The sequence below is a fragment of the Martinezella hainanensis genome, assembly GCF_900094555.1.
GTDB classification, from domain to species: domain Bacteria; phylum Pseudomonadota; class Alphaproteobacteria; order Rhizobiales; family Rhizobiaceae; genus Rhizobium; species Rhizobium hainanense.
In genome coordinates this window covers 73214-84795 of record NZ_FMAC01000002.1, presented here as the reverse complement: position 1 = coordinate 84795, position 11582 = coordinate 73214, and the positions used below count along the sequence as shown (strand labels likewise).

Below are 11582 nucleotides of genomic sequence, written 5' to 3'. Positions count from 1 at the left end.
GCCATCGATACGGAGCATACAGACTGGAATCGCGGTCAGTTCGCCGCGATTCCATGCAAGTCAGGTTGAGCTCAAACGCGCTTTTGATATTCTCCCGTCATTGGCAGTTGTGGAGATATCTCTATGGCGCTTCCAAGCTTCGAAACCAAGCGACTGATCCTCCTCCCCCGCACCATGGCCGACCTTGGCGACTGCATCGCCATGGATCGCGATCCGGAGGTGACGCGCTTCATTCCAGGCCCATGGCACGATACGGAAGCGCACCGGACCTTCGTGAAAGGCCGGATCGAAGCGGATTTCGGCGATGGCCTGGGTTACTGGTCGATCCGCGCCCGAGAAAATCTCACGCAATTCCTCGGCTGGATATTGCTGATACCCGCCGACGCCATCGGGCCTGATATCGAGATCGGGTGGCGGTTGAACAGGCTTGCCTGGGGCAAGGGCTACGCAACGGAAGCGGCAAAGCCCGTTCTCGCCCATGCCTTCCAGAAACTCGAACTCGACCGCGTCATTGCCGATATCGCACCCGGCAACGCGGCATCCATCCGCGTCGCGCAAAAGCTCGGCCTGTCGCAGCCGCGCCGGACCACCTATCACGACGAGCCCTTTGCCTCCTACAGCATGACAAAGGCTGCCTTCGAGGCCGGCGACACCAGGCAATGATCCCATTGCCCTCGCGGTCGATGGCGGCTCACTCTTCGCTGGCGCTGCGGCCGTGTGCCCAATCCATGTACAGTTCCAGCGCCTTGCGGGCGACCGGGCCTTCCTGGAATTCGCGACCATCCAGGCGATTGACGCTGACGACCTTGGAATAGTTGCCGGTCGTGAAGATTTCATCGGCCGCCATGAACTGTTCGACGGAGAGGGTCTCCTCGCGGACGTCGAAGCCTTCCTGGCGCAGCAGGCCGATGACGCGGGCGCGCGTGATGCCGGCGAGGAAGGTGCGGTTGGCGATCGGCGTATAGACGATGCCGTCCTTGACCATGAAGACGTTGGAGGATGCCGTCTCGACGACATTGCCGTTCATGTCGCGCACCAGCGCATTGTTGAAGCCGCGACCCCTTGCTTCGAGGATCATACGACCGCTATTCGGATAAAGCGAGCCGGCCTTGGCGTCGGTCATCGCCGTTTCCGGCGACGGACGGCGGAAAGGCGAGACGGTGAGCGTGATGCCGCCCGTGCCGCCAAGCGGCGCTTCGAACAGGCAGAGAGCAAAGCGCGTCGATTCCGCATCGACGGCAACGACGCTGCCCGGCGAACCATGCTCGCCCCAATACATCGGCTTGATGTAGATCGGCGTCTTGCCGTCGAATTTCTTGATGCCTTCCCAGGCGAGCGCCTCGATCTCCTCGGAAGTCTTGACCGGCTTTAGCCCCATGGCAACGGCCGAGCGATTGATGCGCTGGCAATGAAGGTCGAGATCGGGCGCGATGCCATCGAACCAGCGGGCACCATCGAACACGGTCGAGCCGAGCCACATGGCATGCGAGGTCGGCCCGATCAGCGGCGGATTGCCGGAAAGCCATTCTCCCTCGACATAGGTCCAGGTGGTGGTACGGGGCGACGTATCGACGGACATGGGTCTTTCCTCTCTTTGAGCGGTTCGGCTTTTCACGGAACCTCTGAACCGCTCTTCTCTTTATCTTCACGCAATTCCGGGCGGAAAACCGCTGCGCACTTTTCCTGGAATTGCTCTGGGTGGCGAAGAGCAAATAACCGAGCAACCCGAGGGTCAAGCAGAAACTGCGCGGCAAAATCCATTTGCAACAAAGCGCCCGATATCGCATTCATAGCGCAATTTTCATGCGTCGAAACAACAGCTTGGCGAATGGGTCCATCAGCAAAAGTGATGAGCCGCACGGATCGTCAGGAGAAAGGGAGAACTCCCATGAAAGCGATGTATTACGAGGCCTTCGAGGCAACACCCGAAATCCGCACCCTGCCAGATCCGACACCGGGCGAAGACGGCGTTGTGATCGCCGTTGGCGCGACCGGGCTTTGCCGCAGCGACTGGCATGGCTGGATGGGTCATGATCCGGATATCAAGCTGCCGCATGTGCCGGGGCATGAGCTTGCCGGCAAGGTGGTCGCGACCGGCCGCGGCGTCGTGCGCTTCAAGGTGGGCGACCGCGTCACCGTTCCCTTCGTCTCCGGCTGCGGCCATTGCGCCGAATGCCATTCCGGCAACCAGCAGGTCTGCCCCAGCCAGTTCCAGCCGGGCTTCACCCATTGGGGTTCCTTTGCGGAATATGTCGCGATCGACTATGCCGACACCAATCTCGTCCACCTGCCAGAATCGGTCGATGACGCGACGGCGGCAAGCCTTGGCTGCCGCTTTGCCACCTCCTTCCGCGCCGTTGCCGATCAGGCGAAGACGCGGCCGGGCGAGTGGATCGCCGTGCATGGCTGCGGCGGTGTCGGCCTCTCGGCAATCATGATCGCTAGCGCGCTCGGGGCCAATGCCATCGCCATCGATATCTCCGACGAGAAGCTTGCCTTCGCGCGCGAATGCGGGGCCGTCGCGACCATCAACGCGGCCGAGGTCGCCGATGTGGCCGAGGCCGTGCGCGAGATCACCAAGGGCGGCGCGCATGTCTCGATCGATGCGCTCGGCCACCCCGCAACCTGCTTCAACTCCATCAAGAACCTGCGCCGACGCGGTCGGCATGTGCAGGTCGGCCTTATGCTCGGAGACTATGCGACACCGCAGATCCCGATGGCGCAGGTCATCGGCCACGAGCTGGAGATCTATGGCAGCCACGGCATGCAGGCCTGGCGCTATGACGCCATGCTCGACATGCTCGCCGCCGGCAAGATCGCACCGCAGAAGCTCATCGGCCGCAGGATCAGCCTCGAAGAGGCTGTCCCAGCGCTAATGTCGCTCGACAAGGCCGAGGGCAACGGCATCAGCGTCATCACGAAATTTTGAACTCTGCCGGCCTCAATGAAGAAATCCCAATAGTTGCTCACATCGTTCGGCTCAACCGGGCGGTGCGGCAGCGTTTTCGAAAAAGTGTCATGCAATCCGGATAGACTGTTTTATCCGATGCCCTTGCGCAAATCTCATTTCGTGTCCAGATTGCCGCCCATGCCCGAAAGCGAGCCTCATAGTTCCTGCTCCAGGAAAGCCGGCCCGACAAATAGCGATCCGGATAGCGACGGCTGTATGAGCCGCGCGGTAACGTTGGCGCGCGGCATCTCACCCGACAAACAGAAGGAAAGAATTGGCAGGCCCATCACGGCCAGCGCCAAGCTTGCACATTAATGATCTTCGACTGGCTATCCGACCCTTCCATGTGGATCGGTCTTGCTACCCTGATCGTTCTCGAGATTGTTCTCGGCATCGACAATCTCGTCTTCATCGCGATTCTGGCCGACAAGCTGCCGCCGCATCAGCGTGACGCCGCGCGCATGATCGGCCTGGCGCTGGCCCTCATCATCCGCCTGGCGCTGCTTGCCTCCATCGCCTGGGTCGTGACGCTGACGGCGCCGCTGATGTCGATCTGGGGCTTCAGCCTGTCCGGTCGCGACCTCATTCTGATCTTCGGCGGCCTGTTCCTCTTGTTCAAGGGCACGATGGAGTTGCATGAGCGTCTGGAGGGACATGAGTCACAGAGCGAAAAGAAGGTGGTCCATGCCGTCTTCTGGCAGGTGATCGTGCAGATCGTCGTGCTCGATGCCATTTTCTCGCTCGACAGCGTCATTACCGCCGTCGGCATGGTACAGGAACTTTCGGTGATGATGGTTGCCGTCATCTTCGCGGTCGGCGTCATGCTGTTCCTGTCGAAGCCGCTGATGGCCTTCGTCTCAAAACATCCAACCGTGGTCATCCTCTGCCTCGGCTTCCTGATGATGATCGGCTTCTCACTTGTGGTCGAAGGCTTCGGTTTCCATGTGCCGAAGGGCTATCTCTATGCGGCCATCGGCTTCTCGATCATCATCGAGGCGCTGAACCAGCTTGCCCGGCGCAACAAGGAACGGCTGATCACGCCGACCAATATCCGCAATCGCACCGCCGATGCGGTGCTGAGCCTTCTCGGCGCCACGCGCCCGCAGGGTGCGCTTGGCGAGGCGGCGGAAAAGACGGCCGTGGAATCGGTCGGCGAAGAGGTGTTCTCCACCGAAGAGAAGGACATGATCCATGGCGTGCTGACGCTCGCGGATCGCTCGGTCCGCTCAATCATGACGCCGCGCACGGATATCGTCTGGCTCGATCTCGACAAGCCGCGCGAGGAACAGCAGCGCCGCGTCATCGAGATGGGCCATTCGCGCTTTCCGGTCGTGCGCGGCAGCCTTGACGAATTCGTCGGCATCGCCAGCGCCCGCGACGTCATGCGCGATCTGATGCAGAAGGGCGAGATCGACCTCGAACGCTCGATCCGCCAGCCGCTCGCCGTGCATGAGAGCATCAACGTGCTGAAGCTGATGGAACGGCTGCGGCAGGCAAACCAGGCCATGGCGCTGGTGCTCGACGAATATGGCGAGATCGAAGGACTGGTGACGACGACGGACCTGTTCGAGGCCATTGCCGGCGAATTCCCCGACGAGGACAACGAGCCGCTGACGATCGACAAGGGCGAGGACGGATCGCTGACCGTCGACGGCTGGATCGACATTCGCCATCTCTCCAAGCTGGTCGGCATCGATCTCATCGACGAGACGGATCGCTATTCGACACTTGCCGGTTTCATCCTCTGGGGCCTCGGTCACCTGCCGCACGAGGGCGAACGTTTCAACTCTGGCCGGCTCGCTTTCGAAGTGGTCAAGCTCAATGGCCGAAATATCGACAAAGTGCGGATTCAACCGTTGGAATATGCAATCTAGGAAGAGGATACGCTCATGGCATGGTCTGCCGGCCAGTATGTGAAATTTGAGGATGAACGTACGCGCCCGGCGCGCGACCTGCTGGCGCAGGTGCCGCTGCAGCGCGTCGAGCAAGCGATCGACCTCGGTTGCGGCCCCGGCAATTCGACCGAGCTGATCGTCGAGCGCTATGGCGCTGCCGGCGTCTCCGGCCTCGACAGCGACGACAATATGCTGGAGGCGGCGCGCAAGCGCATGCCCGGCACGAGCTTCGTCAAGGCCGATCTTGCCACATGGCGGCCGGAAGAGCCCGTGGACCTGCTCTTCGCCAACGCCGTGTTTCAATGGCTACCGAACCATCTGGACATTCTCGATGAGCTGATGGACGGATTGAAGCCCAGCGGCGTCCTTGCCGTTCAGATGCCCGACAATCTGACCGAGCAGAGCCATTTGATGATGGAGGAGACCGCAAAGAACGGTCCCTGGAGCGATGCTTTCGCGAAGAAGAGCGTGCGCCGCAATCCACTGCCCGAACCTTCGGTCTATTACAACAGGCTGATCGGCAAGTCGCAGCGCGTCGACATCTGGCACACCAACTACAATCACGCACTGGAGAATGCGGCGGCGATCGTCGAATGGGTGAAGGCCACGGGCCTGCGCCCCTATCTCGACCATGCCGGCGCCGAACATCGTGACGCCTTCGCCGCCGAATATCTGAAGCGTATCGAGAAAGCCTATCCGCCGCTTGTCGACGGCAAGGTGCTGTTGCGCTTCCCGCGGCTGTTCCTCGTCGCCGTGAAAAAATAGGCTATTTGCCAATCCCGAAATCCCGGCCGACGGCGGTGCGTCGATCCCATCGACAACCGGCGTCAGCCCGCGCTAGAACATGACAAGCCAAAGCTGAAACAGCAATAGCTCCGAGGAGATAGTCGATGTCGTCCAGAAGCCCCGAGTATGGCCGCCAGAAGGAGATGCGCTCATGACCACCCCCGACGTCGCACCAGCCCCGCCGCTGACATTCGTGATCTTCGGCGCCGCCGGCGATCTCACCCGGCGCCTGCTGATCCCGACGCTGATCAACATGACCCGTAGCGGGCTTATCGGAGAGGATCTGCATATCCTCGGCATCGGCATCGAGACCGGCGGCGTCGAGATGCTGCTGGATCGCCTGGAATCATTCCTGAAAACCTCCGGCGACATGGACGATCCTGAGCGGCAGGCGGCATGGCAAAGCCTGCGCAAGCGCATCAGCTATATCTCCGGCGATTTCACCCAGAACGGCGTCTATAAGGAGATCTCGGATTATCTCTCGCATGCGCCGACCGCCAATGCGGCCTTTTATTTCGCCGTGCCGCCGCGCTTCTTCGGCGATATTGCCGAGAAACTTTCCGAAAACGGACTGATGAACGAGGCGACCGGCGCCTTCCGCCGTATCGCAATCGAAAAGCCCTTCGGCAACGATCTCGCATCTGCGCAGGCACTGAACGCGCGGCTGCTGAACCACACGCATGAAAGCCAAATCTACCGCATCGACCATTTCCTCGGCAAGGAAACCGTCCAGAACATCATGACGACGCGCTTTGCGAACATGATGATCGAGGCGCTGTGGAACAACAATTATATCGACCACGTGCAGATCACGGCAGCAGAACTCGTCGATGTCGGTACGCGTGGCAAATTCTACGATGCAACCGGCGCGCTGCGCGACATGGTGCCGAACCACCTCTTCCAGCTGCTGGCGATGGTGGCAATGGAGCCGCCGAACAGCTTCGACGCAGAATCCATCCGCAACGAAAAGGGCAAGGTGCTGAAGGCGCTGCGCCTGTATTCGCGCGAGGAAGCGGCCAAGAACGGCGTGCGCGGCGCCTATACGGCCGGCCCGATCGCCGGCAGGGACCTGCCTGCCTTTACTCAGACCCCCGATGTCGCGCCCGACAGCAACACTGAAACCTTCGTGGCGCTGAAGCTCTTCGTCGATACCTGGCGCTGGGCCGGCGTGCCCTTCTACCTGCGCACCGGCAAGGCAATGAAGGCGCGCGATACGGAAGTCGTCATCACCTTCCGGCAGGTGCCCTTCGCGCAGTTCCCGCGCCACGGCTCGCGACCCGAACTGCCGCCGAACAGGCTCGTCATCCAGGTGCAGCCCGACGAAGGCCTGGACATGGAAATCTCGATCAAGTCGCCGGGCCTCGTGCTGAAAACCGCGCCAGTTTCGCTCGATTTCCGCTATGCCGACAGTTTCGATATCGGCAAGCAGACCGGCTACGAGAGCCTGTTTTACGAACTCTTCGTCGGCGACCAGACGCTGTTCCAGCGCGCCGACGGTATCGAAGCCGGCTGGGCGGCGGTACAGCCCTTCCTCGACCTCTGGGCGGAAGGCGGCAAGCCCGATCCTTACGCCCCCGGCAGCACCGGCCCAGCCTCCGCCGACGAACTCATCGAACGCGACGGCCGCAAATGGCACCAGATTGATGGAGCATCGAGCGGCAGGAGGGTTTGAAGCTGGATCGGCCGGTATTGGTGGATACCGGCCCTCCTCCGCAAACCAAAGGCAACAGCGATGAGGCTCGCTCCTGCCGTCTGACTAAAAAAAAGCCGCCGGGAATTAGTCGGCGGCTTTTTCTATCGAAGGCAATGATAATTAGACGAACTGGCTCAAGCCCGGAACGGAGTTCACGACTTCGTCGACGACTTCGTTGCCGGCATATTGGCGAGCGGTCGCAACAGTTTCCTTAGCCAGCGAAGAAATGTCGCCCATGCTCAGGCCGCTGCTCATCAGCTGCTGGCCAAGGCCCATGATGCCGCCGCCGGCGCCGACCGCGCTCAGCAGGCCGCCAAGAAGGCCACCGCCGCCTGTCTGGTCGCCGCCATATTGGGCGACGAGATCGGTTGCGCCGGGAAAGGATTCGATCATCTTGGTGACGGGGCCGTCCGGAGCCTCGCGTTGCAGGAAGCTGAGAATCATGCCGACGGCCTTCTCCGCGAGGTCGGGAGCGATGCCGGCTTTGGTCGCGATCTGATCAATAACTTCGTTCACTGTGGCCTCCTGCCTTTACGACGTTAACGTCAACGTAACTGAATGAAGCAACCGACACAAGCCGCGCCGGAGGTCAACATTCTACCAGACGCGGAACCTTGACGCGAATGGTTGTCCCGCTTCATGCGAGTTCTTATAACAGTGTCAGGACAAATCGATGAATGGCCCTGACAGCTTTCAAAAGCTGCTGTGCCGCCGCCCTAGAACCGGATGATTTTGGATCGAAACGATCCAAAATCATCCGGTTCTAGAATCAAATAGGTAGAGCATGATGTCGTCCGAAAACCGGCGACACTTTTCGGCATCACGCTCTAAGGGAGACGACACCATGCCGCAGCAGGATGGACAGATTTTCGTCGGCGCGAGCCGCAATCCGGATGAAAGCATCAACAAGGACGAATTCCTGACGCTGAAATTCGGTAACCGCCATGGCCTGGTCACCGGCGCGACCGGCACCGGCAAGACGGTGACGCTGCAAGTACTGGCGGAAGGTTTTTCCAAGGCCGGCGTGCCCGTGTTCTGCGCCGATATCAAGGGCGATCTCTCGGGCATCGCCGCCAAGGGCGAGCCCAAGGATTTCCTGCTGAAGCGCGCCGAGGAAATCGGCCTTTCCCCTTACGAGTTCGATCAGTTTCCGGTCATTTTCTGGGATCTCTATGGCGAAAAGGGCCATCGCGTTCGCACCACTATCGCCGAGATGGGGCCGCTGCTGCTGGCGCGCTTGATGGATGCCTCCGAGGCACAGGAGGGTGTGCTCAACATCGCCTTCAAGATCGCCGATGAAAACGGCCTGGCGCTGCTCGACCTCAAGGATCTGCAGGCGCTGCTGAACTACATGGGTGAAAATGCCAGCGAACTTTCCAGCAAATACGGCCTGATCTCGAAATCGTCCGTCGGGTCGATCCAGCGGGCAATGCTCGTGCTCGAGCAGCAGGGTGCGGAAAACTTCTTCGGCGAACCGGCGCTGAAAATCTCCGATATCATGCGGGTCAGCAATGACGGCTACGGCCAGGTTTCGGTGCTCGCCGCCGACAAGCTGATGATGAACCCACGCCTCTATGCCACCTTCCTGCTGTGGCTGCTGTCCGAATTGTTCGAGGAGTTGCCGGAAGTGGGCGATCCGGAGAAGCCGAAGCTGGTCTTCTTCTTCGATGAAGCGCACCTGCTCTTCAACGATGCGCCGAAGGTGCTGATCGAGCGCGTCGAGCAGGTGGTGCGCCTGATTCGCTCGAAAGGCGTCGGCGTTTATTTTGTTACGCAGAACCCGCTCGACGTACCGGAAACGGTGCTGGCGCAGCTCGGCAACCGCGTGCAGCATGCGCTGCGCGCCTATACGCCGCGCGAGCAGAAGGCCGTGCAGACGGCGGCCTCGACCTTCCGCCCCAACCCCGCTTTCGATTGCGCTGAAGTCATCACGACGCTCGGCACCGGCGAGGCGCTGGTGTCGATGCTGGAGGGCAAGGGTGCGCCTTCCATCGTCGAACGCACGCTGATCCGCCCGCCGTCGGGCCGCATCGGCCCTGTCACGGATAGCGAGCGCCAGGCCATCATCAATGGCAGCCCGGTCGCCGGTGTCTATGACCAGACGATCGACCGTGAATCCGCCTACGAAATCCTGACGGAGCGGGCACGCAAGGCAGCCGCGCCGCAAAACGAAAGTGCCGGCGACGGCTGGACGCTGCCCGGCTTCGGCGGCGACAGCAGCAAACCCACCGGCCGCCGTTCGGGCTATCAGCGCGAAACGATTCTCGAAGCAACGATGAAAAGCATGGCGCGTACGGTCGCGACGCAGGTCGGGCGTGCCCTGGTGCGGGGCATTCTCGGCAGCCTGAAGCGGTAAAAGCTCACCCTCCCCTTGAGGGGGAGGGTCGGAGCGAAGCTCCGGGGTGGGGTGATCCTTCCGAATCGAGGGACATCACCCCCACCCGCCGCTTTGCGGCGACCTCCCCCCTCAAGGGGGAGGTGCTACTTCCCTCAAAGGGAGCGTAAAAATCAGCGCACAGGCGCCACCAGCGAAAAGAACGCCCCTTGCGGGTCGGTCGCCTGGACGATCCAGCTGCCGCCGGGGACCTCCATCGGGCCGTTGACGATCCTGCCGCCGCCGTCGTTGATGCGGGCGATCGCCGCGTCGATCGCCGGAACATTGATGTAGAAGTTCCAGGCTGCCATGGGCATTTCCGCCGGCTTGGTCATGATGCCGCCAAAGTCGCGATCATCGATCTTGAAGATCTTGTACTTGCCCATCGGCCCCATGTCGAAATCGGAACTCAGTTCCCAGCCGAACATCTCTCTATAGAAGTCGAAAGCCTTCGGACCGTCGTTGGAATAGAGCTCGTGCCAGCCGAAATAACCTGGCGTCGCGGGAGCCGGCGGCTCCCAATCCTGGCCCGGCAGAGGCGTGAACAGGCAAAAGGCGGCGCCATAGGGGTCGGAGACGACAGAGAATCTGCCGACGCCTGGAATATCCATGGGTTCGCGATAGGTCTTGCCGCCCTTGCCGACGACCGCCTTGGTCGCCTCATCGACATTGGGAACACCGATATAGCCGGTCCAGCAGGGCGGCGTGCCCATGGCCTTCGCCTCGTCGGGCAGGATCATCAAACCGGCAACGGGGCCAGCGCCTGCGCTGAACAGCGTGTAATCCATGCCGACTTCGGGCATGCCGGCATCCGCCGCATCCCAGCCGACCACTTTGGTATAGAAAGCCTCGGCCGCCTTCATATCTGACGTCATCAGCTCGTACCAAACAAAATATCCCTTCTCAGCCATAGCGTCGCTCTCCCTATTTTGATTGTTGCAGTCATCCGTCTCCTCCTGAGCCGGATGTCGGCGCAGGCACATCATGGCCGATGAAAATGACGGCTGGACGATGGTCAATCGCTTGGTCCGACAATCCCCGGCAGGCAAACGTCAGCTTTGCCTAAACCCAAAACGCAAAATTCCGCCCGCTGTTCCCCACGGTGCGAATTCTGCGGCCTCGACCTGCATCAGTGGCAACAGGACTGTGCCTTTGGTGCATCCTCATATTCGTCATGACGACGAACGAAGTTCATCGTGCTGTCTTCGTTACGTCCCTTGGGCGCGCGGTCGAGGATCATCAGCGTGCCGATCAATTCCTCGGGGCCGCGGGCGTAGCTCGAATAGGTATGGAAGACGTTGCCGGCCTCGTCCTTATAGAAGGCGCTGAGGCCCGGAAGCTCGTCAAAGCCCTCGGCCGCATCCATGGGCGTGAAATTGTAGAAGACCTTTTCCCCGGCGAGCTCTTCCTTCGAGAAGGAGACGTGATAGTCGAAGTTGAAGTCGTTGGCGAAGGATGACACCCAGGGGAAACTCCAGCCCATGCGCTCCTTATAGGCCTCCACCTTCTCCAACGGCGCGCGGGAAATGGCGACCAGCGTGACATCGTGGTTGTTGAGATGCGGCAGCGCGCCATCGAAATGATCGGCAAGGAAGGAGCAGCCGGTGCAGCCGGCATCCCAATCCGGGCCGAGCATGAAATGATAGATGATCAGCTGACTGCGGCCGTCGAAGAGATCGGCAAGCGTCTTCTTGCCGGCCGGCGTGTCGAAAACATAGTCCTTGTCGACCTTTACCCAGGGCAAAGCCAGGCGTTCCGCATTGACGCGATCGCGAAGATGCGTGGCCTCCTTCTCCCTGGCGAGCAGTTGACGGCGGGCCTCGAGCCACACGTCTCTGGAAACGACCTGGTTCATTGTCCGCGCCCTCCTCCGGCGTTTTCATT

The 11582-nt window shown here is 60.9% G+C and carries 11 protein-coding genes; 6 read left to right on the top strand and 5 right to left on the bottom strand.

The window, feature by feature from the left end:
- Nucleotides 1–123 precede the first annotated feature (123 nt).
- Complete coding sequence (locus tag GA0061100_RS06800) at nt 124–663, top strand: GNAT family N-acetyltransferase (RefSeq protein ID WP_075852005.1); 540 nt, start codon at nt 124–126, stop codon at nt 661–663.
- 28 nt (nt 664–691) lie between these two features.
- Here GA0061100_RS06800 and GA0061100_RS06795 read toward each other — a convergent pair whose 3' ends face one another.
- Together GA0061100_RS06795 and GA0061100_RS06790 are read right to left on the bottom strand one after the other, a co-directional pair.
- Nucleotides 692–1579 carry a branched-chain amino acid aminotransferase gene (locus tag GA0061100_RS06795; protein WP_075852004.1) on the bottom strand — a complete coding sequence of 296 codons (888 nt, stop codon included), beginning with the start codon at nt 1577–1579 and terminating at the stop codon, nt 692–694.
- A gap of 32 nt (nt 1580–1611) precedes the next feature.
- Nucleotides 1612–1791, bottom strand: coding sequence for a hypothetical protein (locus GA0061100_RS06790; RefSeq protein ID WP_075852003.1), 180 nt, complete (start codon nt 1789–1791; stop codon nt 1612–1614).
- 97 nt (nt 1792–1888) lie between these two features.
- Here GA0061100_RS06790 and GA0061100_RS06785 point away from each other — a divergent pair, with 97 nt between their 5' ends.
- The 4 genes from GA0061100_RS06785 (at nt 1889) to zwf (ending at nt 7303) form a co-directional block, all read left to right on the top strand.
- On the top strand, nt 1889–2929 hold the full coding sequence (locus GA0061100_RS06785; protein ID WP_075852002.1) for a zinc-dependent alcohol dehydrogenase family protein: 1041 nt from the start codon (nt 1889–1891) through the stop codon (nt 2927–2929).
- 335 nt (nt 2930–3264) lie between these two features.
- The gene (locus GA0061100_RS06780) at nt 3265–4824 is read left to right on the top strand and encodes a TerC family protein (protein ID WP_075852001.1); all 1560 of its coding nucleotides are present in this window, start codon (nt 3265–3267) and stop codon (nt 4822–4824) included.
- A 15-nt stretch (nt 4825–4839) separates the two neighbouring features.
- On the top strand, nt 4840–5610 hold the full coding sequence (gene tam, locus GA0061100_RS06775) for a trans-aconitate 2-methyltransferase (RefSeq protein ID WP_075852000.1): 771 nt from the start codon (nt 4840–4842) through the stop codon (nt 5608–5610).
- A 172-nt stretch (nt 5611–5782) separates the two neighbouring features.
- Nucleotides 5783–7303: a glucose-6-phosphate dehydrogenase gene (gene zwf, locus GA0061100_RS06770; RefSeq protein ID WP_075851999.1), complete on the top strand. Its 1521-nt coding sequence runs from the start codon at nt 5783–5785 to the stop codon at nt 7301–7303.
- Nucleotides 7304–7444: 141 nt separating this feature from the next.
- Here the strand turns inward: zwf and GA0061100_RS06765 are convergent, their stop codons facing one another.
- Complete coding sequence (locus GA0061100_RS06765) at nt 7445–7840, bottom strand: hypothetical protein (protein WP_075851998.1); 396 nt, start codon at nt 7838–7840, stop codon at nt 7445–7447.
- 328 nt (nt 7841–8168) lie between these two features.
- Here GA0061100_RS06765 and GA0061100_RS06760 point away from each other — a divergent pair, with 328 nt between their 5' ends.
- A complete protein-coding gene (locus GA0061100_RS06760; protein WP_075851997.1) occupies nt 8169–9680 on the top strand; it encodes a helicase HerA-like C-terminal domain-containing protein in 1512 nt (503 codons plus the stop codon).
- Between the two features lie 152 nt (nt 9681–9832).
- On the opposite strand, the gene GA0061100_RS06755 is transcribed toward GA0061100_RS06760, so the two are convergent.
- Nucleotides 9833–10609 carry a VOC family protein gene (locus tag GA0061100_RS06755; protein ID WP_075851996.1) on the bottom strand — a complete coding sequence of 259 codons (777 nt, stop codon included), beginning with the start codon at nt 10607–10609 and terminating at the stop codon, nt 9833–9835.
- A 218-nt stretch (nt 10610–10827) separates the two neighbouring features.
- The gene (locus GA0061100_RS06750; protein ID WP_075851995.1) at nt 10828–11553 is read right to left on the bottom strand and encodes a DUF899 domain-containing protein; all 726 of its coding nucleotides are present in this window, start codon (nt 11551–11553) and stop codon (nt 10828–10830) included.
- Nucleotides 11554–11582: the final 29 nt, after the last annotated feature.

Excerpts from the sequence above, each read along its gene's own strand:
- GA0061100_RS06755 (WP_075851996.1), bottom strand. The coding sequence starts at position 10,609 with ATGGCTGAGAAGGGATATTTTGTTTGGTACGAGCTGATGACGTCAGAT.
- zwf (WP_075851999.1), top strand. The coding sequence starts at position 5,783 with ATGACCACCCCCGACGTCGCACCAGCCCCGCCGCTGACATTCGTGATC.
- GA0061100_RS06750 (WP_075851995.1), bottom strand. The coding sequence starts at position 11,553 with ATGAACCAGGTCGTTTCCAGAGACGTGTGGCTCGAGGCCCGCCGTCAA.
- GA0061100_RS06800 (WP_075852005.1), top strand. The coding sequence starts at position 124 with ATGGCGCTTCCAAGCTTCGAAACCAAGCGACTGATCCTCCTCCCCCGC.
- GA0061100_RS06790 (WP_075852003.1), bottom strand. The coding sequence starts at position 1,791 with ATGAATGCGATATCGGGCGCTTTGTTGCAAATGGATTTTGCCGCGCAG.
- GA0061100_RS06795 (WP_075852004.1), bottom strand. The coding sequence starts at position 1,579 with ATGTCCGTCGATACGTCGCCCCGTACCACCACCTGGACCTATGTCGAG.
- tam (WP_075852000.1), top strand. The coding sequence starts at position 4,840 with ATGGCATGGTCTGCCGGCCAGTATGTGAAATTTGAGGATGAACGTACG.
- GA0061100_RS06760 (WP_075851997.1), top strand. The coding sequence starts at position 8,169 with ATGCCGCAGCAGGATGGACAGATTTTCGTCGGCGCGAGCCGCAATCCG.
- GA0061100_RS06780 (WP_075852001.1), top strand. The coding sequence starts at position 3,265 with ATGATCTTCGACTGGCTATCCGACCCTTCCATGTGGATCGGTCTTGCT.
- GA0061100_RS06785 (WP_075852002.1), top strand. The coding sequence starts at position 1,889 with ATGAAAGCGATGTATTACGAGGCCTTCGAGGCAACACCCGAAATCCGC.